We start from the raw sequence: 26,561 nt of genomic DNA, 5'->3' as shown, positions 1-26,561 counted from the left end.
CAACCGGGGGTCAGGAGAAGAGTGCGTCCGCCCAGCTCGAGTCGCGGGTGACGCCCGGCGGGACGGCGAAGTGCGCGGAGCCGGTGTGTTGGACGTACTCCATCATCGCGTCCTTCGACGACAGCGCCTGCTGCATCGGCACGTACTGCTTGCGGGTGTCCCGGTTGAACGCCAGGAAGAACAGCCCCGCTTCGAGGTGGCCGACGCCGTCGGAACCGTCGACGAAGTTGTAGCCGCGGCGCAGGATCCGGACGCCGTTGAGCGCCTGGTGCGAGGCCAGCCGGACGTGGGCGTCCTCCGGGATCAGCTTCTCGCCGCCCGCGCCGCCGACGTCGAGGTCCGGTTCGTCGAACTCCGCGGTCTGGCCCAGCGGGGCGCCGGTGCCCTTCGTGCGGCCGATGATCTTCTCCTGGCCGTCGAGGGTTTCGCGGTCCCACGTCTCGATGTGCATCCGGATCCGGCGCGCCACCAGGTAGGTGCCGCCGGCCATCCACGCCTGCCCGTCGCCGGCCTCGGCCCAGACCTGGTCGCGCAGCACGTCGGGTTCCTCGGCCTTGATGTTGTTCGTGCCGTCCTTGAAGCCGAACAGGTTCCGCGGGGTCTGCTGCGCCCGCGACGTCGACGAACTGCGGCCGAAGCCGAGCTGCGACCAGCGGACCTCGGTGACGCCGAAGCCGAGCCGCACCAGGTTGCGGACCGCGTGCACCGCCACCTGCGGGTCGTCCGCGCAGGCCTGGATGCACAGGTCGCCGCCGCTGCGGGCGGGGTCGAGCTTGTCCTTCGGGAACAGCGGCAGGTCGACCAGCTGCGGCGGGCGCTTGCCCGCCAGGCCGAACCGGCCGTCGAACAGCGACGGCCCGAACCCGATGGTCAGCGTGAGGTTCGACGGTGGCAGGTCGAGCGCCTCGCCGGTGTCGCCGGGCGGGGCGTACGCGCCGCTGCCGACCGCGCCGTTCGCCACGACCTCCTGGCCCGCGGTCATCCGGCGGGCCGCGTCGGTCCACGTCCTGAGCAGCTGCCGCAGCTTCTCGCGGTCCTTCGTCGTGACGTCGAGGGCCGCGAAGTGCAGGTTCGCCTGCGCCGGCGTGGCGATCCCGGCCTGGTGCTCGCCGTGGAAGTCGACCACGTTCGTCGAGGCTTCGGCGTTGCCGCTCGTCGCCTTGTCGATCCCGATGCCGGCGGCCGCCCCGGCCCCGGCGAGCGCGACACCCGCGCCCGCCAGGCCGAAGAGCTTGCGCCGCGAGACGCGCGTGCCCTCCGTTTGCCTGCCCGCTGTCGACGTCACTTCGAAACAACCTCCGCAACCTTGCTCAGCGGTTCGCTCAGCGCGTCGACGGCCGAGGCGAACTCCTTGACCTGGTCCTGGGAAAGGTCGGTGTAGGACTTGAAGCCGTCACCGGCCCGCTGCTTGTCGAGCAGGCCCTGGACGTTCGCGAACTCCTTGTCCAGGGTGGACACGAGCGCGGGGTCCTTGGCCTGCAGGATCGGCCGCAGCGAGGCGATCGCGCCCTTCGAACCGTCCACATTGGCCTGGAAGTCCCACAGGTCGGTGTGCGAGAAGGCTTCTTCCTCACCGGTGATCTTGCCGGTGGCGACCTCGTCGAGCAGGCCCTTCGCACCGTTCGCCAGGTCCAAAGCGGACAGCTCGAGCGTCTTCGTCTTGGCGACGAGGGTCTTGACGTCGGTCACCAGCTTGTCGGCGATCTGGCCGCTGTCGGGCTGCAGGCCGGTCTTGAACAGGTCCTTCTCCAGCCGGTGGAAGCCGGTGAACTGCTGGTTCGGCTCGAGGTCGGCTTCGCGGACGTCGATGGCCGGGTCGAGGTCGCCGAACTTCTCGGCGACCGGCTCGATCCGCTCGTAGTAGGTGCGGGTGCGCGCGTACGCGGCCTTGGCCTCGTCGACCTTGCCCGCCTTGACCAGGTCCGCGAACTTCACCGTCTCGTCCTGCAGCGCGGACGTGTTGTTCGCGATGTAGTCGGCGTAGCTCTTGGTGGCCTGCGCCTTCTGGGCGTTGCTGTCGTTCTGCTTGGCGACGCCGCCGGTGACGGTGAAGTCGCCGCGGATGCCGGTGCCGGCCATGCCCGGCTTGCACGCCGTCTGGTACTTGCCGGCGTCGGCGACCTCGACGATCAGCCGCCGGTTCAGCCCCGGGGCGATGTTCTCGACCTCGCCCATGATCCGGTCGCCCTCGGCGTAGAGGTAGAACTCGGTGACCTTGGTGCCCTTGTTGGTGATCTCGAAGGTCAGGTTGCCCGCGTCGGCCGTCGTGGCGGAGACCTCGCACGCGGTGTCGGACGCCGCGACCTTGATCGGGCCGCCGGCAGCCGCGGCACCCGGAGCGTCGCTCTTGCTGTCGCACGCGGCCAGCGTCACCAGCACGGCGGCGCCGGCCAGTACGGCGAGCGAGGGGGTCTTGCGCACGGTCACTCCTTCGAGGCGGCCGCGGCGGCGGGCGCCGGCGCGGTCTTGTTGCTGGGCTTGAGGAACAGCGGCAGCACGATGACGACGTAGGCGAGCCAGGCGACGGCCTGCAGCACGGTCGTCTGCTGCGAGTAGTTGAAGATGCCCTTGAGCAGGGCGCCGTACCAGGACGTCTCCGGCAGCGCGTTCGACGCGTCGAACGCCAGCGTGCCGATGCCGGGCAGGAAGGCGGCCTCCTGCAGGTCGTGGAGGCCGTAGCCGAGCACGCCCGCGGCCACGAACACCAGCAGGACGCCGGTGATCGTGAAGAACTTCGAGAGGTTGAACCGCACCGCGCCCCGGTAGAGCAGCCAGGCGAGCACGACGGCGGCGGCGATGCCGATGGCGAAGCCGATCAGCGGCTGCACGGTTTCCGACTGCGCGGCCTGGACGGTCGAGTAGAAGAACACCGCGGTCTCGAGCCCCTCGCGCCCGACCGCGAGGAACGACAGCAGCAGCACGGCCGCCGGGCCGACGTCCAGTGCGTCGTCCATCTTCCCGCGCAGCTCGGCGGCGATGCTCTTCGACGCCTTGCGCATCCAGAAGATCATCGCCGTGACGAACCCGACGGCGACGATCGACAGGCTCCCGCCGAGCAGCTCCTGGTGCTCGAAGGACAGCTGGGCGGTCGTGAAGGTGAGGATCGCGCCGACGGCGACCGACAGCAGCACCGCGGCACCGACGCCCGGCCAGACCCAGCGCAGCGCGTGCCGCCGGTCGGTCTTCACCAGGAAGGCCACCAGGATGCTGACGACCAGCGCGGCTTCCAGGCCTTCGCGCAGCCCGATCAGCGCGCTCGAGAACAACACCGGTCCGCCTCCCTGAGTTCTGCTTCCGTGATGGTTTTAGGTAAGGCTCACCTGTAAGTCCAGTGCGTGCCGGTCGGACCGGAAGGAGTCAACCGGACAAAAGGGACGCCAACCGGAAGTTAGGTTAGGGTAACCGCAGGTCAGGGGCCTGCGCGTCGACTCGATAACGAAATTTGTGATGTCGCTGGCAGGGACGCCGGATTTACCGTCCGCTTGCCTGGTCAGTCGCGCGAACCACCCTCTTGAGTGGCTCCGTAACCTGTTCGAGTGGCCGATACCGCTCAGCCGACCGACACGCCTCCGTCGTCGCCTTCGGGTGGCCCGCCGAGGCGGTACCTCGGCCGGGTGGCGCTCGCGCTGGGGCTGGTGGTCACCGGCGTGCTCCTCCTTGTGACCATCGGTGTCCGGAACCCCGATGCGCCGGTCGCGTCGCCGCCGATCCAGCCGGCGCTCGCCATCCCCGAACAGCGTCCGCAGCCGGGCGCGGAAGCACCCCGGGCCGGCCTGGCCGCGCCGGTCGACCGGCCGCAGGTGTCCGACCGGGCCGAACTGGACGCGTGGGCCACCCGCGTGGCGGACAAGACGCACGTCGCGGCGCGCGTGCTGGCGGCGTACGGCCGGGCGGAGATGTGGATGCAGCGCCAGAAGCCGACCTGCCACCTCTCGTGGGCGACGCTGGCCGGCATCGGCCGGGTCGAGACCGGGCGCGGGGATTTCGACCTGGCCGCGATCGGCTCGGACGGCCGGCTGGCGAAGCCGGTGGTCGGCCCGCCGCTCGACGGTTCGCCGGGTGTCCCGGCGGTGCACGACAGCGACGGCGGCAAGCTCGACGGCGACAGGTCGTGGGACCACGCGATCGGTCCCCTGCAGTTCCTGCCGTCGACGTGGAAGAAGTACCAGGAGCGCGCGAACGGCGACGGCGGTGCGCCGGACCCGCAGAACATCGACGACGCGGCCTTCACGGCCGCCCGCTTCCTGTGTTCCGGCGGCGACGACCTCGGCACGCCGTCGGGCTGGTGGCGGGCGATCCTGTTCTACAACCCGGCCGTCGCGTACGGCCAGGACGTCTTCAACGCGGCGGACGCCTACGCGGAGGCGAGCGTCGCGCCCTGAGTCAGAGCTCCCGGTCGGCGAACAGCGGCGTGACGGCCATCAGCACGAGCAGCAGCAGCCCGGCGTACGCACCGAGCGTGGCGAAGATCGACATCGTGGTCCCTCCGGTTTTCGGTCTGCACTCAGCATCGCCGGTGGCGGGGGTGCCGCGGATCGGTCGAGGGGCCTGCTTCGATCGGCCGAAAGGCTGAGGTGACCCGGGCCGTTCGGCCCTGCCGCCTCAGGGTTCGCGCAGGGCGATGTGGGCCTTGACCTCGCTGATCGCCTCGAGGTACTCCGGCACCGGGTTCATCGCCGACGCGATCCGCAGCTGGCCCAGCGCCTCGACGAACCGGCCGAGGCGCTGCAGCGTGCGGCCCAGGACGAACCGCGCGTAGTGGTCCGTCGGGTCCAGCTCCAGCACCCGGGTGAACGCCTCTTCGGCGCGCCGCAACTGAGCGGAGTGGAAGTACGCGCGCCCGGCCAGCAGGTGCACCGACGGCTTGTCCGTTTCGGATTCCAGCAGGGGCTGGAGGGCTTTCAGCGCGTCGAGCGGGCGACGGCGGCCGACCAGGTCTTCGGCCTGGCGGAAGGCGCGGAACCGCGACTCCTCGGGAGGCTGCGAAGCAGCTGCGGCGTCCGTCATGGTCACTCCCACGTTACCCCGGGGGAGGGGGATGCACACGCCTCCGAACGGGACGTGATGGACTGTCCGGCCATGAGCAGCGGGTACCGGGGCCTGGCGCCCTACCTCTACTACTCCGACGCCACGGCGGCGCTCGCGTGGCTGACCAGGGTCTTCGGCTTCACCGAGGAAGTCCGGTTCTGCGACGCGGCGGGCGAGGTCTTCCAGGCGACGCTGCGGGCGGGCGACGCGCGGATCCAGCTGGCGGGGGTCGGGCCGGACTACTGGCAGGCCAAGGGCGTCGACGGCCCGGTCGGCCAGCTCAACATCCTCTACGTCGACGACGTCGACGAGGCCTACGCGCGGATCGAGGCCGCGCTCGGCGACGAGGGCGAGCTCGAGCCGCCGCAGGACCAGCCCTACGGCGCCCGGGTGTTCACCGTCGCCGATCTGGGCGGCAACAGCTGGACCTTCTGGCAGCAGACGTCGGAAACCGTCGAACTGCCGCCCGGCTGGCAGGAGGTCCGCGCGGGCGGTGAGTCCTCCAACGGGTGAACCGCGGCGACGGCTAGGCTGGGCGCGTCACCGCAGGCAGGAACGATTCACCCGAGGAGCATGGCGTGGCTCTCATCGAGCAGGTAGGCGCGCGCGAGATTCTGGACTCGCGTGGCAACCCGACGGTCGAGGTGGAGGTGGCTCTCGACGACGGCACCCTGGCGCGGGCCGCGGTTCCGTCGGGCGCGTCGACCGGTGAGCACGAAGCGGTCGAGCTGCGGGACGGCGACACCGGCCGCTACAACGGCAAGGGCGTCGAGCGCGCGGTCGCCGCGGTGCTCGACGAGATCGGCCCGGAGATGGTCGGCATCGAGGCCGTCGACCAGCGGATCGTCGACCAGAAGCTGGTGGACCTCGACGGCACGCCGGCGAAGTCCCGCCTCGGCGCGAACGCCATCCTCGGCGTCTCGCTGGCCGTCGCGAAGGCCGCCGCCGAGTCGGCCGAGCTGGAGCTGTTCCGCTACCTGGGCGGACCGAACGCGCACGTGCTGCCGGTGCCGATGCTGAACATCCTCAACGGTGGTTCGCACGCCGACAGCAACGTCGACATCCAGGAGTTCATGATCGCGCCGATCGGCGCGGAGACCTTCCGCGAGGCCCTGCGCTGGGGCACCGAGGTCTACCACTCGCTGAAGTCGGTGCTGAAGGGCCGGGGCCTCTCGACCGGCCTCGGCGACGAAGGCGGCTTCGCGCCGAACCTGGCGAACAACCGCGAGGCGCTCGACCTGATCCTGCAGGCCATCGAGAAGGCCGGCTACACCCCGGGCCGCGACGTCGCGCTCGCGCTGGACGTCGCCGCGACGGAGTTCTTCGGCGACGGCGCGTACACCTTCGAAGGCAGCAAGAAGAGCGCGGAGCAGATGTCGGCGTACTACGCCGAACTGCTGCGCGACTACCCGCTCGTGTCCATCGAGGACCCGCTGAGCGAGGACGACTGGGACGGCTGGGTCACCCTGACCGCCGAGGTCGGCGAGAAGGTCCAGATCGTCGGCGACGACCTGTTCGTCACCAACCCGGACCGCCTCGAGGAGGGCATCACCCGCCGCGCCGCCAACGCGCTGCTGGTGAAGGTCAACCAGATCGGCACGCTGTCCGAGACGCTCGACGCGATCTCCCTGGCCACGTCGTTCGGCTACAAGTCGATGATGAGCCACCGCTCGGGCGAGACCGAGGACACGTTCATCGCGGACCTGGCGGTCGCCACCGGCGTCGGCCAGATCAAGACCGGTGCCCCGGCCCGCGGCGAGCGGATCGCCAAGTACAACCAGCTGCTGCGCATCGAGGAGACCCTCGGTGACGCCGCCCGGTACGCCGGCGAGCTGGCCTTCCCGCGGTTCACCGCCGAGGCCTGATGGCGGACCGGGGGAGGACGCGCGGCCGCCGCGACGGTGGCGGCGGGGCATCGCGGGCCAACCGGCCCGCACCGGCCCGCCGCCCCGAAGCGGCGCGGCGGCGCACCGTCGACGCGGAAACGACCAGGGCCCGGTTGCGCCGGGGCCTGGCGGCGAAGCGCGCGTCGGGTGCGGCGAAGGTGCTCGGCATGTCCACCACCCGCCGCGCGGCGGTGGTGGCGATCGTGGTGTGCGCGCTGGCGTTCACCATCGCCGTGCCCCTGCGCACGTACCTTTCCCAGCGGACCGAGGTCCGCGAACAGCAGGCGCAGCAGGCCCAGCTGCAGCAGGAGGTCGCTCAGCTCCAAGGCCGCAAGGCGGAGCTGAGCGACCCCGCGCAGATCGAGGCCGAAGCCCGGCGGCGGCTGCGGTACGTCAAGCCGGGCGAGACGCCGTACATCGTCCAGCTGCCGGAGGACAAGGCGCCGGACGCGGCCCCGCCGTCCGGACCGCAGCAGGCCGCGGCCACATCCTGGTACGAGAACCTCTGGAACCAGGTCTCCGGCGGCTGAGTCAAGCGCCCCAATGTGGCCTTCGTTGCGTCCCACGCACCCAAGGCGGCCTTCGGTGCGTCAGACGCACCGAAGGCCGCCTTGGGGCGCTTGGGGGCCGGGGCGGGGGCACGCTCTAACCTTGACCGCGTGAACAACGCGCAGCAGCACCGGTTCGAGCCCGTCACCGACGCCGACCGCGACATCATCGCGGAGCAGCTCGGGCGGCCGCCGCGGGCGTTGCGCGCCATTGCCGCGCGGTGCCCGAGCGGGCACCCCTCCGTCGTGCAGACCAGCCCGCGGCTGGAGAACGGCACGCCGTTCCCGACGCTCTACTACCTCACCTGCCCGAAGCTGAACTCGATGATCGGCACCATCGAGGCGTCCGGGATCATGAAGGAGATGACCGAGCGGCTCACCACCGATCCCGAGCTCGCCGCGCAGTACCAGCGCACCCACGAGACCTACCTCGCCGAGCGGGACGCCATCGAGCCCCTCGGTCACCAGGTCACCGCCGGGGGCATGCCGGGCCGTGTCAAGTGCCTGCACGTGCACGTCGCCCACTCCCTCGCCGTCGGCCCCGGCGTCAATCCGTTCGGTGACGAGACGCTCGCCATGCTTAAGGCCAACGGGTGGCCCTCGGGGGACTGCGCCGCGTAACACTCGCGCCGCGTGAACAGATAACTGGTCCGGGTGAGCGAAAACCTCGATCACGACTCTCGATGGGCTGAAACCTCGCCGCACTTGCGGCAGGCTGTCACCCGAAAGCGTGAGAGATCCGGCCAGGAGGGCTCAGAGCATGCGTGTGCGGCGGCTGCCAGACGCAGTCGGGAGCTACACCCGGAGATTCGGGATCCGCCACCGCACCGCCTACCCGCTGATCACCGGCATCCTGGCCGTGGTCCCGGCGCTGGTCGCCGGCGGCGGCACGCTCGGCTGGCTCGGCGGCAGCGGTGACCACACCCGCGACGCCGCGCTCACTCAGGGCTACGACCCCGCGCAGGCCGCCATCCAGCAGGTCGCCGTCGACGGCACCCTCCCCGGCGCGCCCACCCCGCTGCCGCTGCCGGCCTACGAGCTCCCGGACGGCCCGCTCGGCATCCCGGCCACCGCGCTCGCCGCGTACAAGAACGCCGCCGGCATCCTCGGCCGCGAGCAGCTCGCGTGCCACATCGACTGGGCCCTGATCGCCAGCATCGGCCGGATCGAGTCCAACCACGCCCGCGGCGGGTACGTCGACCGTGCCGGGACCACGCGTGAGCCGATCCTCGGGCCGCAGCTCAACGGCCAGGGCGGGTTCGCCGCGATCCCGGACACCGACCAGGGCCTGCTCGACACCGACCCGGTGTGGGACCGCGCGGTCGGCCCGACCCAGTTCATCCCGGCGACCTGGCGGGCGTACGCCTCCGACGGCAACGGCGACGGCAAGTCCGACCCGAACAACATCTTCGACGCGGCCCTGGCCACCGGCCGGTACCTGTGCTCTGGCGGGTTCGACCTGGCGAAGCCGGACCAGCTGCGCGGGGCGATCTACCGCTACAACAACTCCGACACGTACGTGAACACGGTGGTCCTCTGGGCGGACGCCTACCGCACCGGGATCATGCAGGTGCCGGACAGCACGGTGCCGGTCGGCGCCCCGAACGCGGCCGCACTGCCCGCGCCGCCGTCGATTCCGCCGCCACCGGTCCCGTCGACGACGGTCTCCACACCGCCGCCGCGGACGACGGACACGTCGAAGCCGCCGCCCACGTCGGAGTCGCCGTCGTGCACCAAGCCGCCGACGACGACGGTGATCCCGTCGACCGTCGTCAGCGTCACGACCGAGCCGGCGCCGGCCACCACGTCCACCAGCGAGACCACCGCACCGACGAAGGCCATACCGGCGGATCCGACGTGCGGCGAGGTGGTGACCTCGGTCAGCACGACGGTCGTCGTCAGCACGACCACGCTGCCGCCACCCACGAGCTGAGCGCGTCCCGGCAGCTAGGGTGATCGCATGCCTCGTGTTGCCGCGATCGACTGTGGGACCAACTCCATCCGCCTGCTCGTCGCCGAGCTGACGCCGCGCCACGACGGCACGGTCGACCTGCGCGACCTGCACCGCGAGATGCGGGTCGTCCGGCTCGGCCAGGGGGTCGACGCCACCGGCGAGCTGGCCCCCGAGGCACTCGAGCGGACCCGGGTCGCGCTCGCCGACTACACGATCGCCGCGCGGCGCAAGGGCGTGGAGAAGGTCCGCATGGTCGCCACGTCGGCGACCCGCGACGCGAAGAACCGCGACGAGTTCTTCCGCATGACGCGCGAGACCCTCGGTGTCGAGGCCGAGGTGATCACCGGCGACGAAGAGGCCCGGCTGTCGTTCACGGGCGCGGTGGGCGAGCAGGACCCGGACGACGGCCCGTTCGTGGTGGCCGACGTCGGCGGCGGCTCCACCGAGCTGGTCCTCGGTACGTGGGACGGCACGAAGGCCGAGGTGCTCGCGGCGAAGTCGGTGGACATCGGCTGCGTCCGCATCACCGAGCGCGCCCTCAAGAGCGACCCGCCGACGGCGAGCGAGATCGCGACGGCCCGCGACCTGGCGGGCAAGGTGCTGACCGAGGCGTTCGACGTCGTCGACGTGGCCCGCGCTCGCACGTGGGTCGGCGTGGCCGGCACGGTGACGACGCTCTCGGCGATCGCACTGGGCCTCCCGGAGTACGACAGCGACCGGGTGCACCTGTCCACTTTGACCCCGGCGGACATCGACCGCCTGGCGTCGCGCCTGCTGTCGGAGGACCACGCGACGCGCGCGGCCAACCCGGTCATCCACCCGGGCCGGGTGGACGTGATCGGCGGCGGCGCGGTCGTGGTCCAGACCCTCGCCGAGCAACTGGCGGCCCGCGGCGGCCCGACGGAGCTGGTGGTCAGCGAACACGACATCCTGGACGGCATCGCCCTGTCCCTCGCCTGACCGACCGTTCGGCCACCCCAAAGGGCTTGTGCGGCAACGGAACCCTCGGTGAGCGCGTTATTACCAGCTGTCCGCGCTACGCCGTCCGGAGTATCCGGATTCCTACGTTGGTTGTGCTCCAACCAGGTGGTCCCGACGACCGTCACACATTTGCAACACCGCAGTCCTGTGATCGGCTTCATCGCCCCCGATAGCGTGCGTCTCACCTTTCGGGCAGACGGAGATGGAGGGGATCATGCGTCGTTCGCGCAGGCTCTGGGGACCCACGGTGGTGATGACCTCGCTGGCGCTCGCGCTCACCGCGTGCGGCGGTGGCTCGGGCAGCTCCACGGGCGCCGGCGGGACGGACCCGGACGGCACGGTCAGCGTCTACGGCACCGAACCGCAGAACGCGCTGGTCCCGACCAACATCAACGACCTCGGCGGCACCAAGGCGATCCAGGTCATGTTCGCCACGCTGGTCGGCTTCAAGGGTGCGGACGCCAAGCCGTTCAACCTGATGGCCGACTCGATCACCACGACCGACTCCAAGGTCTACGACATCAAGATCAAGCAGGGCTGGAAGTTCCACGACGGCACCGAGGTGAAGGCGCACAACTTCATCGACGCCTGGAACTACGGCGCCTACGCCCCGAACGGCCAGCTCAACACCGACTTCTTCTCGAACATCCAGGGGTACAAGGACGTCCACCCCGCGGACGAGAACGCCAAGCCGGCCACGGACAAGATGTCCGGGCTGGTGCAGAAGAACGACTACGAGTTCCAGGTGACGCTGGACGCGCCGTTCTCCGTGTTCGACATCAAGGTCGGCTACCAGGCGTTCGCGCCGCTGCCCGACGCGTTCTTCAAGGACCCCAAGGGCTTCGAGCAGCACCCCATCGGCAACGGCCCGATGAAGTTCGTCTCGCGGACGCCGAACCAGGACATCAAGCTCACCCGCAACGACGACTACAAGGGTGACGACAAGGTCCACTTCAAGGACCTCGACATCAAGATCTACTCCAGCCAGGAGACCGCCTACCAGGACCTGCTGAGCGGGCGGCTCGACTTCATGGAGGCGCTGCCGCCGTCGGCCGTCGCGGGCGGCAAGTACAAGAACGACCTCGGCGACCGGCTGGTCACCGGCCACCTGCTCGGGATCAGCACCATCGCCATCCCGTACTACGTGCCCGGGTACAACAACCTCGAGCTGCGCAAGGCCATCTCGATGGCGATCGACCGCGCGCAGATCACCAAGACCGTCATGAACGACACCTACGTGCCGGCCGACGGCTACATCTCGCAGGGCATCCCGGGCTACCGGCCCGGTGTCTGCCAGTTCTGCAAGTACGACCCGGCGGCGGCGAAGGCGGCGTTCCAGAAGTCCGGCTTCCAGGGCAAGCTGACCATCGCGTCCAACGCGGACGGCGGCCGCAAGGAACCGCTCGTCGCGGCGTGCAACAGCATCAAGAACACCCTCGGCGTCGAGTGCGACTTCGTGCCCGCGACCGACTTCGGGCAGTGGCGCAGCATCGTGACCGGCCACAAGCTCACCGGCATGGGCCGGTCGGACTGGTCGGCGGACTACCCGTCCATCGAGGACTTCCTCAACCCGATCTACAAGACCGGTGGCTCCTCGAACGACTCGACCTACTCGAACCCGCAGGTCGACGCGCTGCTCGAGAAGGCGGACGCCACCGCCGACAAGGACGCCGCGGTCAAGCTGTACCAGCAGGCCGAGGACCTGATCGCGAAGGACCTGCCGTCGATCCCGACGTGGGACGAAAAGGGTGTCGCGGCGAAGTCGAAGAACCTCAAGTCCGCGGGCCTGGACTTCCGCCGCATGCCGGACTACCCGTCCATCGAGGTCCTGAAGAAGTAGCTGCGGCTCCCACCACCACGCCGTCGTGGGCGGCAAGGCCCCGCCTTGCCGCCCGCGACGGCCGGCGCGCACTAGGAACTCGTCATGATCCGCTATGTCCTGCGACGGCTGCTGCAGCTGGTCCCGGTGTTCTTCGGCACCACGTTCCTCATCTACGTCCTGGTCTGGGCCGTGCCCGGCGACCCGTTCTCCGGCAAGTGCGGCCAGGTCGCCTGCCCGCCGGCCTACATCGCCCAGATGACCGAGAAGTTCCACCTCAACGACAACCTCTTCGTCCAGTACTTCAAGTACCTCGGCAGCCTCTTCACCGGTGACTGGGGCGAAACCTTCAACGGCACGTCGGTCGGCGACCTGATCGCCACGTCGTACCCGATCACGCTGCGGCTGGCCGTGATCGCGGTGGCCATCGAAGCGGTCATCGGGCTGACCGCCGGCGTGCTGACCGGCCTGCGCGGCAAGGGTTTCCTCGACAACCTCGTGCTGATTTCGACCACGTTCCTGATTTCGCTGCCGGTGTTCGTCACCGCGATCGTCCTGCAGCTGGCGCTGGGCCCCAACGGCGCCGGCTGGATCGAGGCGAGCGTCTCGGACGACCCGGGCATCGGCGAGCTCATCGTGCCGGGCATCGCGCTCGGCAGCCTGTCCATGGCCTACGTGGCCCGGCTGGCGCGGACGAGCATCGCCGAAAACCGCCGCGCCGACTACGTCCGGACGGCCATCGCGAAGGGCCAGCCGCAGAGCCGCGTCGTCCTGGTCCACCTGCTGCGCAACTCGGTGATCCCGGTGCTGACGTTCCTCGGCACCGACCTCGGCGCCCTGATGGGCGGCGCGATCGTCACCGAAGGCGTGTTCAACATCAACGGCCTCGGCGGGCTCATCTTCCGCGGCATCCAGAACCGGGAGAGCGCGACGGTCGTCGGCGTGGTCGTCCTGCTGGTGCTGGTGTACCTGCTGATGAGCCTGGTCGTCGACCTGCTGTACGCCGTTCTCGACCCGAGGATCCGCTATGACTGACCCGAACCTGGTGAGCGGCGGCGGAGCCGACGCGGCGGAGCTGTCCCGGGTGGACGACTCCGCCACCGGCCCGCACAAACCCCGCAGCCTGTGGAGCGACGCCTGGCGCCAGCTGCGGCGCAAGCCCGCGGTGATCGCCTCGGCGGTGATCATCCTGTTCATCGTGCTGATCGCGATCGCGCCCGGGTTGTTCAGCTCGCGCGAAGCGGGCTTCAGCGACCTCACGCACGCCAACGAGGGCCCGTCCGCGGACGCCTGGTTCGGTTACGACAACCAGGGCCAAGACGTCTACGCCCGCACGATCTACGGCACCCGCGCGTCCGTGCTGGTCGGCGTGTTCGCGACGCTGCTGACCGTCCTCATCGGCTCGGTGGTCGGCATCATCGCCGGCTACTACGGGCGGATCGTCGACAGCCTGCTGTCGCGCTTCGGCGACATCTTCGCCGGCCTGCCGTTCGTGCTCGGCGCGATCGTCATCCTGACGACGTTCAACGCGCCCGGTGCCAACCCCGGCGCGGTCACGATCGTCGTCCAGGTGGTGTGCTCCATCGCGGTGCTGAGCTGGCCGGTCGGCATGCGGATCATGCGCTCGGCCACGCTGGTGGCCAAGCAGCTCGACTACGTCAAGGCCGCGCGCGGCCTCGGCGCGAGCACCCCGCGGATCATCTTCCGGCACCTGCTGCCCAACACGATCGCGCCGGTGCTGGTGTACGGCACCATCGCGCTCGGCGCGTTCATCGGCGCGGAAGCGACGCTCGCCTACCTCGGCATCGGCGTGCGCCCGCCGGTGATCTCGTGGGGTGTGCTGATCGCGGACTCGCGGGACTACTTCCGGAACGACCCGCACATGCTGCTGTTCCCCGGCGCCTTCGTCACCCTGACCGTGCTGGCCTTCGTGATGCTGGGCGACGGCATCCGCGACGCGCTCGATCCGAAGTCGAGGTAGCTCCTTGTCCGACAACGAACTCCTGCTCGAAGTGGAAGACCTGCACGTCGAGTTCCGGACGTCCGACGGCGTGGCCAACGTGCTCAACGGCGTCGGCTATTCGGTGCACGCCGGGGAGACCTTGGCCGTGCTCGGCGAATCCGGGTCCGGCAAGAGCGTCACCGCCCAGACGGTGATGGGCATCCTCGACACGCCGCCCGGCGTGATCACCGCCGGTGCCGTGCGCTGGCGCGGCGAGGACCTGCTGACCGCGTCCGAGGAACGCCGCCGCGAGGTGCGCGGCAGCGAGATCGCGATGATCTTCCAGGACGCGCTCTCCGCGCTGAACCCGGTGTTCACCGTGGGGTTCCAGATCGAGGAGCAGCTGCGCGTCCGGCTCGGAATGTCCAAAAAGGACGCTCGGAAGCGCGCGGTCGAACTGCTCGACACCGTCCGCATCCCGGCCGCCGAGCGCCGGGTCAAGGACTACCCGCACCAGTTCTCCGGCGGCATGCGGCAGCGGGCGATGATCGCGATGTCGCTGGCGCTCGACCCGGACCTGCTCATCGCCGACGAGCCGACCACCGCGCTCGACGTCACCGTGCAGGCCCAGATCATGGACCTGCTGCACGAGATCCAGGTCGAACGCAAGATGGGCCTGGTCCTGATCACCCACGACCTGGGCGTGGTCGCCGAGGTCGCGGACCGGATCGCGGTGATGTACGCGGGCCGGATCGTCGAGCAGGCCGACGTCGCCGAGCTGTTCCGCGCGCCGGCTCACCCGTACACCGCCGCGCTGATGGACTCCCTGCCCCGGCTCGACCTCAAAGGACAGACGCTGGAAACCATCAAGGGCCTGCCGCCCAGCCTGCTGGACATCCCGCCCGGGTGCCCGTTCCACCCGCGGTGCAAGCGGGCCGAGGCCCGCTGCTCGGAAGAGGTCCCGCCGCAGCACGCGATCGGCTTCGGCCGCACCAGCGCGTGCCACTTCGCCGAAGAGGTGGTGAGCTCCCGTGGCCGTATCTGACGCCGCTTCCGCCGGGACGAGCACGTCGGCGGAACCCATTCTCTCGGTCACCGGCCTCCGGAAGTACTTCCCGGTCCGGACCGGCATCCTGTTCAAGCGGACGATCGGCCAAGTCAAGGCGGTCGACGGCGTCTCGTTCGACCTGATGCCGGGGGAGACGCTCGGCGTGGTCGGCGAGTCCGGCTGCGGGAAGTCGACGCTCGCCCAGGTCCTCATGCGCCTGGAGGAGCCCACCGGCGGCACGGCGAAGTTCGAGGGCCGCGACATCTTCGCGATGCGCGGTGCCGAACTGCGGAAGCTGCGGCGCGAGATCCAGATCGTGCTGCAGGACCCGTACACCTCGCTCAACCCGCGCATGACGGTCGGCGACATCGTCGGCGAGCCGTTCGAGATCCACTCCGAGGTCGCGCCGAAGGGCTCGCGGGCGGGCAAGGTGCGGGAGCTGCTGGAAGTGGTCGGGCTCAACCCCGAGCACCTCAACCGCTACCCGCACCAGTTCTCCGGCGGCCAGCGCCAGCGCATCGGCATCGCGCGGGCACTGGCGCTGCGGCCCAAGGTGATCATCTGCGACGAGCCGGTGTCCGCATTGGACGTCTCGATCCAGGCGCAGGTGATGAACCTGCTCGGCGACCTGCAGACCGAGTTCGGCCTGTCCTACGTCTTCATCGCGCACGACCTGTCGGTGGTGCGGCACCTGTCCAACCGGGTCGCGGTGATGTACCTCGGCAAGATCGTCGAACTCGGCACCGACGAGGAGATCTACGAACGGCCGTCGCACCCGTACACCCAGGCGCTGCTGTCCGCGGTACCGGTGGCGGACCCGTCGGTGCGTGGCCGGCGTCAGGTGATCCGGCTGAACGGGGACGTGCCGAGCCCGCTCGATCCGCCGTCCGGGTGCCGGTTCCGCACGCGGTGCTGGAAGGCCCAGGACCGGTGCGCGACCGAGGTGCCGGAGCTGGTGCCCAGGACGGACGGGCACTTGTCAGCTTGTCACTTCGCCGAGCAGAAGTCGGTTGTTCCGTAACGTACGTTTGGCCGTTGTACGCGCATTGTCCGGTCTATACGGTGCAGGAACCGCTTTCCGCGAGGAGGAGAAACGTGAAGAGACCCAGGCTTCTGGCCGCGGTGCTGGCCGTGCCGCTGTTCGGCGCGGTGTCCGCGGTCGCGGTCCCGGCCGCGTCGGCGCAGCCCGCGCTGGCCGGCCCGGCGACCGAGTTCACCGTGCTCGCCAAGGACGTCCAGAGCATCGGCAGCGCCCAGCAGGCGATCAAGGCCGCGGGCGGCACGGTCCTGGAGACCAACACCGCGGTCGGCCTCATCAAGGCCAGCGCGCCGGCCACCGGTTTCACCGAGCGCGTGACCACGAACCGGGCCGTGTTCGGCGCGGCCAAGGCGCAGGTCATCGGCTCGGTGCCGAAGAACGGCAAGAAGACCAAGAGCGACAACGTCGAGAAGGAGGGCCGCGGCGCCGCCGCTTCGAAGAAGGCGGCTGCGAACAAGGCCGTCGGGATGGACCCGCTCGACGACCAGCTCTGGGGCCTGAAGTCGGTCCGTTCGGACCTTTCGCGCACCAAGCAGCCGGGCAGCAGGCAGGTCAAGGTCGGCGTCATCGACACCGGCATCGACGGCACGCACCCGGACATCGCGCCGAACTTCGACGAGGCCGACTCGCGCAACTTCACCCGCGACATCCCGACCGACGTCAACGGCGTCGAGGTCGACGGCCCCTGCGAGTTCCGCGGCTGCGTCGACCCGGCCAACCACGACGACGGCGGCCACGGCACGCACGTCGCCGGCACGATCGCCGCCGCGGCGAACGGGTTCGGCGTCTCCGGTGTCGCGCCCAACGTGACGCTGGTGAACATCCGCGCCGGCCAGGACTCGGGCTACTTCTTCCTGCAGCCGACCGTCGATGCGCTGACCTACGCCGGTGACGCCGGCATCGACGTCGTCAACATGTCGTTCTACACCGACCCGTGGCTGTACAACTGCACGGCGAACCCGGCCGACTCGCCCGCCGAGCAGGCCGAGCAGCGCACGATCATCGAGGCGACCCAGCGCGCGCTGAACTACGCGCACCGCAAGGGCGTCACGATGGTGGTCGCGCTGGGCAACCAGCACACCGACCTCGGTGCGCCGCAGCCGGACACCACGAGCCCCGACTACCCGGCCAACAGCACGCACCCGCGCACGGTGGACAACTCGACCTGCCTCAACCTGCCGGTCGAGGGCAACCACACGATCGGCGTGAGCTCCTTCGGGCCGTCCCAGCGGAAGGCGGACTACTCGAACTACGGCCTCGAGCAGATCTCGGTCTCGGCCCCGGGTGGCTTCTTCCGCGACGGCTTCGGCACGCCGTGGTACCGCACGGTGGAGAACGAAATCCTCTCGACGTACCCGAAGAACGTGGGCATCGCCGAGGGCAACATCGACGCGGACGGCAACATCACCGAAGCGGGCCTGGCGGCGGGCGTCAAGAAGGCGACCGCGCCCGACGGCCGCGTGGGCTACTACCAGTGGCTGCAGGGAACCTCGATGGCGACCCCGCACGCGACCGGCGTCGCGGCGCTGATCATTTCCCAGTACGGCAAGAAGTCCCACGGCGAGTTCGGCATGGACCCGGACAAGGTCCAGCGCGTCCTCGAGGGCACGGCGGCGAAGATCGCCTGCCCGGTGCCGAGGACGGTGGACTACCTGAAGGAGGGCCGCGACGCAACGTTCACGGCCACGTGCGAAGGCGACCAGTCGTTCAACGGCTTCTACGGCCACGGCGCGGTCGACGCCTACGCGGCGGTGACCCGCGGGTCGCAGTACCTGAAGTAGGTTTTCGCCTGGGAACGGCCCACCTCCTCCGGGAGGTGGGCCGTTTCGCGTGCGGGGGACCGGCGGCACGAGCAGCTCGCGAAGGTCGGCGCCATCCGCGCGCTCCAAGCGCTGCCCCGCCCGAGCTGTGCTTCGGCACCTGATGCGGCGACGCGAGCAATGCCGGGCAACCTATCCTCGGTCACCTGCGTGTTCCGGGGGACCGAGGGGAAGTTCCGTGATCGTTCGTGAACCGGCGTTGCCGGTGGACCCGAGACTGCCCGGCGAGCCCACCGTGCTCGAGGTCGGCAGCGCCCGGAAGTGGCTGGCGCGCCGCGGGGTGGTGGTGTGGCTGCCGACGCGGCTGCTCGCCCTGCGCCTCGGCGGGCGCGCCCTCGGTGGCCGGGGCGTGCCCGCGTTTCTGATCGTCTTCGCCGTGCTGTGGACGGTCGACGCGAGGTTGTTCGACGTGGTGGACCTGCCGGGCAGGACCGCGAGCGGAGCCCTGATCTTCGCCGCGTTCCAGGTGGTGCGCTGGCGCCGGGCGCAGAGCCGGGACCAACTCGCGGAGCACTTGACCGGCGCCGCGGACCCGCTCCCGTTCCGGCTGGCGGCGAAGCGGGTCGGCTGGTGGTACCTGAGCTCGACGGCGCTCACGTTCGGCGGCGGGGCGGCGCTGTGCGCGGCCTCGTTCCTGGCGTCGCCGGGGCAGGTGACGCGGCACTGGTACGCGCCGTCCGTGGCCATCGGGGTGCACACGTTGGCCCTGGCGGCCGGCGCCGGCGCGACCGCGCTGGTGCTGGGCCGGGCGCTCCGGGCACCGGTGCTCGCCGAGGATGCGACCTCGCAGGTCGTCGACGGAGTTTTGCGCGCCGAGGACCCCTACCGGTTCGCGCCCTCCGCGGTGTACGCCGTACTGGCGATGCCCATCTTCGTCGTCGACTGGGCGGTGCCCGGCCCGCTGGGCCGGGCCGGGCTGGTGTACCTGGGCACGGTGGTGGCCCTGCAGCTGACCGGCTGGCTGCTGGTCCGCCGCCGCCACCGCCGGCTGCCGCCCGGCTTCTACGGCCGGTAAACCGTCTCGGCCCGTTCGGCGTGTACGACAGGAGGGGGATGCGGATGGTCGTGGAAAACCCGGCGACGCCGACGGTCGCGGAAGCCAACCTGACGCGGACCTGGCTGACCAACCGCGGGATCACGGTGGACTGGCCGACGCGATTGCTGGCGGTGCGCATCGGATCCCGCGAGCAGGCCCGGCGGTCGTACCAGTTCTACGGTGTCTTGCTCGGCTTCGCCTGGGCCGTCGCCGTCGTGCCGCACTTTCCGGTGCCGCTCAAGTTCCTGCTGGTCGGTGCGGTGTTCACCGGGTACCCGGCGCTGCAGTGGCGCCGGGTCCGCTCGCGCGAGCACGTCGCCGCCCGGCTGGCGCCCGGCGGCGCCCGGCCGTCGTGGCGGGTGGCGGCCGGGCAGGTGGGCTGGTGGTACCTCGTGTCGGTGGCGACGACGTTCGGCGGCGGCGCGGTGCTGTGCGCCGCGCGGTTCCTGTCCAGCCCGGCGGCGGGAGCGTGCTGGGCGGTGGCACTGGCGATCGGCGCCTTCGGAGCGGCGCTGGTGCTCGGCCCGGCCCTGCGCGCCCCGGTGATCGCCGAGGACGAGACGTCGCTGGCCGTCGACGGGATCCTGCGCGCCCAGGACGCGGCCGTGTTCGCCCCCTCGGCGGTCCTGGTCGTGCTGGCCTGGATCGACTGGAGCGTCACCTGGCCGGCCGCGCCGCCGTGGTTCCCGGTCCGGGTGGGCTACATCGTCCTGGCGATCGCGACGTGGGCGGTCGCCCGGTTCGGTGCCCGGTACCGGCGCCTGCCGCCCGGCACCTACGGAACGGAGACCGCGTCCGGGGGCCGGCACCTCGGCCGGCCCCCGGACCTCAGCGGTTCGACGCCCGCTTGACGAACTTCGCCAGGTCCTTCGACTGCTGCACCCGGGTCGGCTCGTGGATGTACATCATGTGGCCCGCCGGGTAGTACGCCGTGTCGATGTTGTCCCGCAGTTCCTCCGGGATCTGCAGGTGGGCCAGCACGTGCTCGGCCGCGAAGTACGCCGTTGCGCCGTCGTAGTGGCCGAACGCCACGTGGACCCGCAGGTGCGGGTTCGCGCGCATCGCCGCGCTCAGCGAGTCCACCACCGACACCGAACGGCCCTCGAACTCCTTGTACGACCACGCCTTGAACGTGTCCTCGTGGATGAGCTCGTACGGCAGGTCGTTGGCGTACCCCAGCTCCGCGCGCACGTAGTGGTTGAACGCCGCCGCGTACGCGCCGACCACGCGGGAGATCGACGGGTCGTCGCTCATGTGCTCGCGGCCGCCGTCCGGCTCCCACGTCGTGAAGCGGCCGTCCATCCGGCCGACGACCAGGCCGCGGTCGCGCAGCAGCTCGGTGAAGAACCGGACGTGCTCGATCCGCAGGTTCACCCGGTCCACATAGGACTCACTGAGCCCGGTGAGCGACGCCAGCGTGGCCACCGCCTCCGTCCGGTCCTGAGTGGACAACCGGGCGCCGCGGGCCAGCGCCCACGGGAGCTCCTTCGCCGCGAAGTCCTCGGCGTCGGCGAGGACGTCGTCGAGCGGGCGATCGCCGTGCCGGCCGTGGTAGTGCGCGATCGCCGCGTACGTCGGCACGTACAGCGAGTACGGGAGGTCGTTGCCCTCCGTGAACCGCAGCGTGCCCAGGTCGAGCACGGAGGAGATGAGCAGCAGGCCGTTCAGGTACAGCCCGTGGCGGTCCTGCAGGTGCGCGGCCAGCCCGGCGGCGCGCAGCGTGCCGTACGACTCGCCGGCCAGGAATTTCGGCGACAGCCAGCGCTGGTGGCGCGAAACCCACAGCCGGATGATCTCGCCCACCGACTCGATGTCGCCCTTGAAGCCGTGGAAGTCCTTCGTCTCGCCGCCTTCGGACGCGCGCGAGTAACCGGTCGAAACCGGGTCGATGAACACCAGGTCGCTGTGCACCAGCAGCGTTTCGGGGTTGTCGGCCAGCCCGTAGGGCGGCGGCACCAGGTCGTCGACGTCGCCCGAGAGCACCCGGCGCGGCCCCAGCAGGCCCATGTGCAGCCAGATGCTCGACGAGCCGGGGCCGCCGTTGAAGGCGAACGTCACCGGTCGCGACCCCGGGTCGGCGTCGTCGAGGGTGTAGGAGGTGATGAACACCTCCGCCGTCGCCTTGACGCCCTCGGACTTGCCGTCCTTGACGACCTCCTTGCGGAGGACGATCCGGCCCGCCTTCGCCGTGTACGCGAGCTTCTTGCGCTTCAGGGTGAGCGTGTGCTGGGTCGTGACGATGTCGTCGGTCGGCTCGGCCGGGATCTCGGTGGTTTCCGCGGCCGTCTTCTCGGGAGGCTCTTCGGGGGTCGTGTCCGCCATGGCCCCAACTTAGTCGGCGGGAACGGGGGTCTGTGGCAGGGTGACCTGGTGCACACCGAGGACTGGCCCGCGACGGTCGAGGAAGCGCTCGCCACGCAGGAACGGCTGCGCGGCCGGGTGGACCTCACCGACGACCTCCCCGAACTGCCGCCGACCGTCACCGGCCTCGACGTCGCCTACGACGAGGACGGCCACATCGCCGCGGCGGTCGTCACCCTCGAGACCGCCGGGCTCACCGTGGTCGAGCAGCGGACGCACCGCGCGGAGGCCCGTTTCCCGTACGAGCCGGGCCTGTTCGCCTTCCGCGAGCTGCCGCCGCTGCTGGCCGCGCTGGACCGGCTGGAGCGCACCCCCGACGTCCTGGTCTGCGACGGCCACGGCCTCGCGCACCCGCGGCGCTTCGGCCTGGCGTGCCACCTCGGCGTGCTGACCGGGCTGCCCGCGTTCGGCGTCGGCAAGACCCGGTTCGTCGGCTCGCACGACGAACCGGGTGCGTCGCGCGGGGCGTCGGTGCCGCTGATCGACGCCGGGGAAGAGGTCGGCGCGGTCGTGCGCACCCAGGACGGCGTCAAGCCGGTGTACGTCTCGGCCGGGCACCGGATCGGCCTGGCCCACGCCTGCCGGCTCACCCTGGCGCTGACCCCGCGCTACCGGCTGCCGGAGACCACCCGCCGCGCCGACCGGCTCTCCCGGGCGGCGCTGCGATGAGGTCGCTGCGCGAGCTGGACGCCGCGGTGGCCGGCTGCCGCGCCTGCCCGCGGCTGGTCGCCTGGCGTGAGGGCGTCGCGGGCACCAAGGCGGCCTTCCGCGACGAGGAGTACTGGGCGCGCCCGGTGCCCGGCTTCGGGCCGCCGGACGCCTCCCTCGCCGTCGTGGGGCTGGCTCCCTCCGCGCACGGGGCGAACCGCACCGGCCGGATGTTCACCGGCGACCCGTCGGGTGATTTCCTCTTCCGCGTCCTGCACGAGGTCGGTCTGGCTTCGCAGCCGACGTCGACGGCCATCGGCGACGGTCTCGAGCTGTACGGCACCCGGCTCGTTTCGCCCGTCCGCTGCGCGCCGCCGGAGAACAAGCCGACGCCGGCCGAGCGGGACACGTGCCGTCCGTGGCTGGCCGAGGAACTGGCGCTGTTACGTCCGACACTGCGCGCGATCGTGGTGCTGGGGGCGTTCGGCTGGCAGGCGTTACTGCCCGTGCTCGACGCGGCCGGCTGGCCGGTGCCGCAGCCGCGGCCGGCGTTCGGCCACGGAGCCGTCCTGGAGCTGGACGACCTGCGGGTTTTCGGGTGTTATCACGTCTCGCCGCGCAATGTCCAGACTCATCGCGTGACCCACGCCATGGTGGCCGACGTCTTCCGCGCCGCGACCTCGGTGACGCCACCGAACTGAATCGTTACGGAAACCGCAGCGACGCTGGTCACAGCCGGATGGGGCCCCCGAGCGGGGTCGCGGCGAAGGTGTCACCATGAGGACATGGCTGCTGCGAAGTCGAAGTCGGAACCGACTCGGATCCTCGTCCTCGGTGGTGGGTACGTCGGGCTCTACACGGCGTACGGCCTCCAGAAGATGCTCCGGGCCAACGAGGCCTCCGTGACCGTCGTTGACCCGCAGCCCCACATGACCTACGCGCCGTTCCTCCCGGAGGCCGCGGCCGGCGCGATCGAGCCCCGGCACGTGGTCGTGCCGCTGCGGCGGGTGCTCAAGCGCTGCCACGTGCTGACCGCGCGCGTCACCAAGATCGAGAACGAGAAGAAGTCCGTCACGGTCGAGGCGGCCGACGGCCACGTCGAGCAGCTCGGCTACGACATCCTGGTCGTCGCCCTCGGCGCCGTCGCGCGCATCCTGCCGATCCCGGGCCTGGTCGAGGAGGGCATCGCCTTCAAGACCATCGGCGAGGCGATCTACCTGCGCAACCACATCATGACCAAGCTCGACGAGGCGGCCAGCACGCTCGACCCCGAGCTGCGCAAGCGCCTGCTGACGTTCACCGTCGTCGGCGGCGGGTTCGCCGGCATCGAGGCGCTGGCCGAGCTCGAGGACATGACCCGGTTCGCGGTGGAGAACTACTACCCGAACATCAAGGTCTCCGACATCCGCTGGGTGCTCGTCGAGGCCGCCGGCCGGATCCTGCCCGAGGTCCGCGAGACCCTCGGCGTCTACACGGTCGAGCAGCTGGAGAAGCGCGGCATCGAGGTCTACCTGTCGACGGCGGCGAAGTCGTTCGAGAACGGCCACGTCGTGCTCTCGGACGGCACCGAGTTCGACACGGACACGATCATCTGGACCGCGGGTGTGAAGGCCAACCCGGTGGTGGGCCAGTCGGACCTGCCGGTCGACAAGCGCGGCCGGCTCGAGGCGACCGCCGCCATGCAGGTCGTGGGCCACCCGGACGTGTGGACCGCGGGCGACAACGCGGCGATCCCGGACCTCTCGCGCACCGAAGAGGACCCGACGGCGACCTGCCCGCCGAACGCGCAGCACGCCGTCCGCCAGGCCCGCCTGCTGGCGAAGAACATCATCAAGGTCCTGCGCGGCGGCAAGCCGAAGGACTACTACCACAAGAACCTCGGTGCGGTGGCGAGCCTCGGCCTGCACAAGGGCGTGGCGGACGCGCTGAACCTGAAGATCAAGGGCTTCCCGGCGTGGCTGTTCCACCGCGCGTACCACCTCAAGGCGATGCCGACGTGGAACCGCCGCATCCGGATCCTGTTCGACTGGATCCTCGGTGGCCTGTTCCGGCGTGAGGTGATCTCGCTCGGGCAGATCAACAACCCGAAGGACGAGTTCGCGCGCGTCTCGAAGTCCTGACGCTCGTCTCGCGAAGCCCCCGGCCCGTTGCGGCCGGGGGCTTTCGTCGTTTTCGGGGGTATTGCTGGGAATGCCCGGCTGTGTACCGGTGAGCGACATGGTCTGGACAACTGGACGGGTGGGCGGGTAAACCCTTTCTTCACAACGCGGAATAAGTCCGCTCCCGGCTCCCTCCCTCGGTCCCCCCTGGAGCTCGCCATGCCCTTTTCCCGTACCAAAGCGGCCCTGACGGCGGCCTTGCCGATCGCCGCCGCCCTCGTCCTGCCGCCGTTCACCGCCGCCGCGGCCGGCGCCGCCTTCCCCGCCCACTACGCGGCGCCGTACCTGCAGATCAGCGACGCCGACGCCGGCCAGATGGCCGCCGACCTGAACGCGACCGGCACGAAGTTCTACACGCTGGCGTTCCTGACCCCGCAGTCCGGCTGCACGCCGGTCTGGGAGGCGAACGGCACGGGTGTCGGCTCGTTCAAGTCCCAGATCAGCGCGCTCCAGGCGGCGGGCGGCAACGTGATCCCGTCGTTCGGCGGCGCGGCAGGCGGCGAGCTGGCCCAGACGTGCACGAACACGTCGAGCCTCACGGCGGCGTACGCGAACGTCGTGAACACGTACGGAACGCCCCGCCTCGACTTCGACATCGAGGGCGACGTCCTGAACGACACGGCCTCCAACCAGCGCCGCAATTCGGCGCTGGCGGCGCTGCAGCAGCAGAACCCGTCGGTGCAGGTGGACTACACGCTGGCGGTCGACCCGTCGGGCATCCCGTCGAACGAGCTGGACCTGCTGCGCGACGCGAAGAGCAAGGGCGTCAAGGTCAGCGTGGTCAACCTGATGGTGATGGACTTCTACGACGGCCAGCCGGTCCTGCCGGACGCCCTGTCGGCAGCACGCGCGTCGGCGTCCCAGCTGGCGAGCCTGTACGGCATCTCGACGTCGGCGGCGTACGCGATGATGGGGTTGACGCCCATCGCGGGCCGCAACGACGACGGCGCCCAGTTCAGCCAGTCGGACGCCCAGCAACTGGAGAGTTTCGCGGCCTCGAACGGCGTCGCGGAACTGTCGTTCTGGGAGCTCCAGGACTACGACCGGGCCACGGGTTACGCGTACTCGAGGATCTTCAACGCGATCTCGGGCACGACGCCACCGCCGTCGTCCGGAGGCACGATCACCGGCTACGGCGGCAAGTGTGTCGACGTGGCGGGCGCATCTTCGGCGAACGGCACGACGGTGGACCTGTACACGTGCAACGGCACGAACGCCCAGCAGTGGACGTCTTCCGCGGGCACGCTGCGAGCCTTGGGCAAGTGCCTGGACGTGGCCTCGGCAGGCACGGCGAACGGAACCCGCGTCCAGCTCTACGACTGCAACGGCACGGGCGCCCAGCAGTGGACGCATTCGGGAAACCAGCTGGTGAACCCGGCCTCGGGCAAGTGCCTGGACGCAACGGGCCCAAGCTCGGCGGACGGCACCCCGCTGCAGATCTGGACGTGCACGGGAGCGGCGAACCAGTCCTGGACGTTCAACTGACGCGAGCACGAACACCCGGCCGGGCCGCCTTCGAGGCGCCCGGCCGGCGTCGTTCTCCGGGCGGTGGTGCCGTCGACTCGACCCACATAACATCTCTCGTGGTCGAGGGGAGAACCGGTGAACGGCCGCCAAGACACGACGTTTCCGGGAGGCAGCTTCCTGGCCGGGCTCTCCAGTGCCTCCCGCGCCGCCCTGCTGGCCCTGGGTGTCGCGCGTGACTTCGGGGCGGAACGGGTCCTGATCCGCGAGGGCGATGCCGGCACGCATGTTTTTCTGCTGGTCGATGGCTGTGTGAAGATCACGGGCACCACGCCGGACGGCCACCTCGCCCTGCTGGCGATCCGCGTCGGCGGTGACCTCGTCGGCGAGCTGGCCGCGATGGACGGGCAGCCGCGGGTCGCCACGGTCACGACGGCGGGCCGGGTGGCCGCCCGCCTGATCACCCAAGCCGAGTTCCGCCGGTTTCTCGCCGGCTTCCCGGACGTGGCGCTCGCGGTGACCAGCAGTGTCGCGGCCAAGCTGCGCTGGGCCACGCGCCGCCGGATCGACTTCGGCAGCCGGGAAGTCCGGATCCGGCTCGCCAGGGTCCTCCTCGAACTGGTCACGTCGTACGGAACTGCCGCCGGATCGCACGCCGAGATCGGAGTAGCTCTCACCCAACCGGAGCTCGCCGCGCTGGTGGGCGCGGCGGAACCGACCGTGCACCGGGCGCTGGCCGGGTTGCGGCGAGAGGGGATCGTCGAAACCGGCTACCGCCGCGTGTGCGTCTGTGACCGGGCGCGGCTCGCCGGCGTCGCCGACGGCTGA

Annotated in this window: 25 protein-coding genes; 20 read left to right on the top strand and 5 right to left on the bottom strand. The window is 70.5% G+C overall.

What is annotated here, in order from left to right; all coding sequences use genetic code 11:
* Positions 1-10: 10 nt before the first annotated feature.
* Genes efeB through efeU form a run of 3 tightly spaced genes read right to left on the bottom strand, consistent with a single transcriptional unit; the run spans position 11 to position 3,269 of the window.
* Positions 11-1,285, bottom strand: a complete 1,275-nt coding sequence (gene efeB / locus ACLJOU_RS32730; RefSeq protein WP_410572887.1) for an iron uptake transporter deferrochelatase/peroxidase subunit — start codon at positions 1,283-1,285, stop codon at positions 11-13.
* A complete protein-coding gene (efeO, locus tag ACLJOU_RS32725; protein WP_410572885.1) occupies positions 1,282-2,427 on the bottom strand; it encodes an iron uptake system protein EfeO in 1,146 nt (381 codons plus the stop codon). The genes efeB and efeO overlap by 4 nt, the downstream gene beginning before the upstream one ends.
* Positions 2,424-3,269, bottom strand: a complete 846-nt coding sequence (gene efeU, locus ACLJOU_RS32720; protein ID WP_410572883.1) for an iron uptake transporter permease EfeU — start codon at positions 3,267-3,269, stop codon at positions 2,424-2,426. Before efeU ends, efeO begins: the two co-directional genes overlap by 4 nt.
* A gap of 366 nt (positions 3,270-3,635) precedes the next feature.
* Between efeU and ACLJOU_RS32715 the strand changes: the two genes are divergently transcribed.
* Entirely contained in the window at positions 3,636-4,382 is a 747-nt protein-coding gene (locus ACLJOU_RS32715) for a murein transglycosylase (RefSeq protein ID WP_410572969.1), read from the top strand.
* A 220-nt stretch (positions 4,383-4,602) separates the two neighbouring features.
* Here ACLJOU_RS32715 and ACLJOU_RS32710 read toward each other — a convergent pair whose 3' ends face one another.
* The gene (locus ACLJOU_RS32710) at positions 4,603-5,007 is read right to left on the bottom strand and encodes a tetratricopeptide repeat protein (RefSeq protein WP_410572881.1); all 405 of its coding nucleotides are present in this window, start codon (positions 5,005-5,007) and stop codon (positions 4,603-4,605) included.
* A gap of 72 nt (positions 5,008-5,079) precedes the next feature.
* On the opposite strand from ACLJOU_RS32710, the gene ACLJOU_RS32705 reads away from it, so the two are divergent.
* From ACLJOU_RS32705 to ACLJOU_RS32640, 14 genes are all read left to right on the top strand, one after another.
* Positions 5,080-5,541, top strand: coding sequence for a VOC family protein (locus tag ACLJOU_RS32705; RefSeq protein ID WP_410572879.1), 462 nt, complete (start codon positions 5,080-5,082; stop codon positions 5,539-5,541).
* 65 nt (positions 5,542-5,606) lie between these two features.
* Positions 5,607-6,893 carry a phosphopyruvate hydratase gene (eno, locus tag ACLJOU_RS32700; RefSeq protein WP_410572877.1) on the top strand — a complete coding sequence of 429 codons (1,287 nt, stop codon included), beginning with the start codon at positions 5,607-5,609 and terminating at the stop codon, positions 6,891-6,893.
* Positions 6,894-7,081: 188 nt separating this feature from the next.
* Positions 7,082-7,444 (top strand): FtsB family cell division protein, encoded by a 363-nt coding sequence (locus ACLJOU_RS32695; protein WP_410572967.1) that lies wholly within the window; start codon positions 7,082-7,084, stop codon positions 7,442-7,444.
* A gap of 129 nt (positions 7,445-7,573) precedes the next feature.
* A complete protein-coding gene (locus ACLJOU_RS32690; RefSeq protein ID WP_410572875.1) occupies positions 7,574-8,083 on the top strand; it encodes a DUF501 domain-containing protein in 510 nt (169 codons plus the stop codon).
* Positions 8,084-8,222: 139 nt separating this feature from the next.
* Positions 8,223-9,395, top strand: coding sequence for a lytic transglycosylase domain-containing protein (locus ACLJOU_RS32685; protein WP_410572873.1), 1,173 nt, complete (start codon positions 8,223-8,225; stop codon positions 9,393-9,395).
* Positions 9,396-9,422: 27 nt separating this feature from the next.
* Positions 9,423-10,376, top strand: a complete 954-nt coding sequence (locus tag ACLJOU_RS32680; protein ID WP_410572871.1) for an exopolyphosphatase — start codon at positions 9,423-9,425, stop codon at positions 10,374-10,376.
* A 235-nt stretch (positions 10,377-10,611) separates the two neighbouring features.
* Positions 10,612-12,237, top strand: a complete 1,626-nt coding sequence (locus ACLJOU_RS32675; protein WP_410572869.1) for an ABC transporter substrate-binding protein — start codon at positions 10,612-10,614, stop codon at positions 12,235-12,237.
* A gap of 84 nt (positions 12,238-12,321) precedes the next feature.
* Positions 12,322-13,251 carry an ABC transporter permease gene (locus ACLJOU_RS32670; protein ID WP_410572867.1) on the top strand — a complete coding sequence of 310 codons (930 nt, stop codon included), beginning with the start codon at positions 12,322-12,324 and terminating at the stop codon, positions 13,249-13,251.
* A complete protein-coding gene (locus ACLJOU_RS32665) occupies positions 13,244-14,197 on the top strand; it encodes an ABC transporter permease (protein ID WP_410572865.1) in 954 nt (317 codons plus the stop codon). Before ACLJOU_RS32670 ends, ACLJOU_RS32665 begins: the two co-directional genes overlap by 8 nt.
* A 4-nt stretch (positions 14,198-14,201) precedes the next feature.
* The gene (locus ACLJOU_RS32660; RefSeq protein ID WP_410572863.1) at positions 14,202-15,203 is read left to right on the top strand and encodes an ABC transporter ATP-binding protein; all 1,002 of its coding nucleotides are present in this window, start codon (positions 14,202-14,204) and stop codon (positions 15,201-15,203) included.
* Entirely contained in the window at positions 15,190-16,227 is a 1,038-nt protein-coding gene (locus tag ACLJOU_RS32655) for an ABC transporter ATP-binding protein (RefSeq protein WP_410572861.1), read from the top strand. Before ACLJOU_RS32660 ends, ACLJOU_RS32655 begins: the two co-directional genes overlap by 14 nt.
* 74 nt (positions 16,228-16,301) lie before the next feature.
* Complete coding sequence (locus ACLJOU_RS32650) at positions 16,302-18,026, top strand: S8 family serine peptidase (protein ID WP_410572859.1); 1,725 nt, start codon at positions 16,302-16,304, stop codon at positions 18,024-18,026.
* A gap of 217 nt (positions 18,027-18,243) precedes the next feature.
* A complete protein-coding gene (locus tag ACLJOU_RS32645) occupies positions 18,244-19,080 on the top strand; it encodes a hypothetical protein (RefSeq protein ID WP_410572857.1) in 837 nt (278 codons plus the stop codon).
* A 38-nt stretch (positions 19,081-19,118) separates the two neighbouring features.
* On the top strand, positions 19,119-19,952 hold the full coding sequence (locus tag ACLJOU_RS32640) for a hypothetical protein (RefSeq protein ID WP_410572855.1): 834 nt from the start codon (positions 19,119-19,121) through the stop codon (positions 19,950-19,952).
* Here ACLJOU_RS32640 and ACLJOU_RS32635 read toward each other — a convergent pair.
* A complete protein-coding gene (locus ACLJOU_RS32635) occupies positions 19,930-21,423 on the bottom strand; it encodes a S10 family peptidase (RefSeq protein WP_410572853.1) in 1,494 nt (497 codons plus the stop codon). The genes ACLJOU_RS32640 and ACLJOU_RS32635 overlap by 23 nt on opposite strands.
* 48 nt (positions 21,424-21,471) lie before the next feature.
* On the opposite strand from ACLJOU_RS32635, the gene nfi reads away from it, so the two are divergent.
* From nfi to ACLJOU_RS32610, 5 genes are all read left to right on the top strand, one after another.
* Positions 21,472-22,131, top strand: a complete 660-nt coding sequence (nfi, locus tag ACLJOU_RS32630) for a deoxyribonuclease V (protein ID WP_410572851.1) — start codon at positions 21,472-21,474, stop codon at positions 22,129-22,131.
* Entirely contained in the window at positions 22,128-22,811 is a 684-nt protein-coding gene (locus tag ACLJOU_RS32625; RefSeq protein WP_410572849.1) for a uracil-DNA glycosylase, read from the top strand. The genes nfi and ACLJOU_RS32625 overlap by 4 nt, the downstream gene beginning before the upstream one ends.
* An 84-nt stretch (positions 22,812-22,895) precedes the next feature.
* A complete protein-coding gene (locus ACLJOU_RS32620) occupies positions 22,896-24,230 on the top strand; it encodes an NAD(P)/FAD-dependent oxidoreductase (protein ID WP_364275751.1) in 1,335 nt (444 codons plus the stop codon).
* Positions 24,231-24,428: 198 nt separating this feature from the next.
* Complete coding sequence (locus ACLJOU_RS32615; protein WP_410572847.1) at positions 24,429-25,754, top strand: ricin-type beta-trefoil lectin domain protein; 1,326 nt, start codon at positions 24,429-24,431, stop codon at positions 25,752-25,754.
* Between the two features lie 117 nt (positions 25,755-25,871).
* Positions 25,872-26,561 (top strand): Crp/Fnr family transcriptional regulator, encoded by a 690-nt coding sequence (locus ACLJOU_RS32610; RefSeq protein WP_410572845.1) that lies wholly within the window; start codon positions 25,872-25,874, stop codon positions 26,559-26,561.

Source organism: Amycolatopsis sp. cmx-4-61 (assembly GCF_046548775.1).
Taxonomy (GTDB): Bacteria; Actinomycetota; Actinomycetes; order Mycobacteriales; family Pseudonocardiaceae; genus Amycolatopsis.
This window is presented reverse-complemented; position numbering and strand designations above follow the sequence as displayed.

Bases quoted from the DNA above. Each gene is read 5' to 3' on its own strand.
- ACLJOU_RS32710 (WP_410572881.1), bottom strand. From the start codon at position 5,007: ATGACGGACGCCGCAGCTGCTTCGCAGCCTCCCGAGGAGTCGCGGTTC.
- ACLJOU_RS32705 (WP_410572879.1), top strand. From the start codon at position 5,080: ATGAGCAGCGGGTACCGGGGCCTGGCGCCCTACCTCTACTACTCCGAC.
- ACLJOU_RS32695 (WP_410572967.1), top strand. From the start codon at position 7,082: ATGTCCACCACCCGCCGCGCGGCGGTGGTGGCGATCGTGGTGTGCGCG.
- ACLJOU_RS32685 (WP_410572873.1), top strand. From the start codon at position 8,223: ATGCGTGTGCGGCGGCTGCCAGACGCAGTCGGGAGCTACACCCGGAGA.
- ACLJOU_RS32680 (WP_410572871.1), top strand. From the start codon at position 9,423: ATGCCTCGTGTTGCCGCGATCGACTGTGGGACCAACTCCATCCGCCTG.
- ACLJOU_RS32675 (WP_410572869.1), top strand. From the start codon at position 10,612: ATGCGTCGTTCGCGCAGGCTCTGGGGACCCACGGTGGTGATGACCTCG.
- ACLJOU_RS32670 (WP_410572867.1), top strand. From the start codon at position 12,322: ATGATCCGCTATGTCCTGCGACGGCTGCTGCAGCTGGTCCCGGTGTTC.
- ACLJOU_RS32665 (WP_410572865.1), top strand. From the start codon at position 13,244: ATGACTGACCCGAACCTGGTGAGCGGCGGCGGAGCCGACGCGGCGGAG.
- ACLJOU_RS32640 (WP_410572855.1), top strand. From the start codon at position 19,119: ATGCGGATGGTCGTGGAAAACCCGGCGACGCCGACGGTCGCGGAAGCC.
- ACLJOU_RS32635 (WP_410572853.1), bottom strand. From the start codon at position 21,423: ATGGCGGACACGACCCCCGAAGAGCCTCCCGAGAAGACGGCCGCGGAA.
- ACLJOU_RS32625 (WP_410572849.1), top strand. From the start codon at position 22,128: ATGAGGTCGCTGCGCGAGCTGGACGCCGCGGTGGCCGGCTGCCGCGCC.
- ACLJOU_RS32620 (WP_364275751.1), top strand. From the start codon at position 22,896: ATGGCTGCTGCGAAGTCGAAGTCGGAACCGACTCGGATCCTCGTCCTC.
- ACLJOU_RS32615 (WP_410572847.1), top strand. From the start codon at position 24,429: ATGCCCTTTTCCCGTACCAAAGCGGCCCTGACGGCGGCCTTGCCGATC.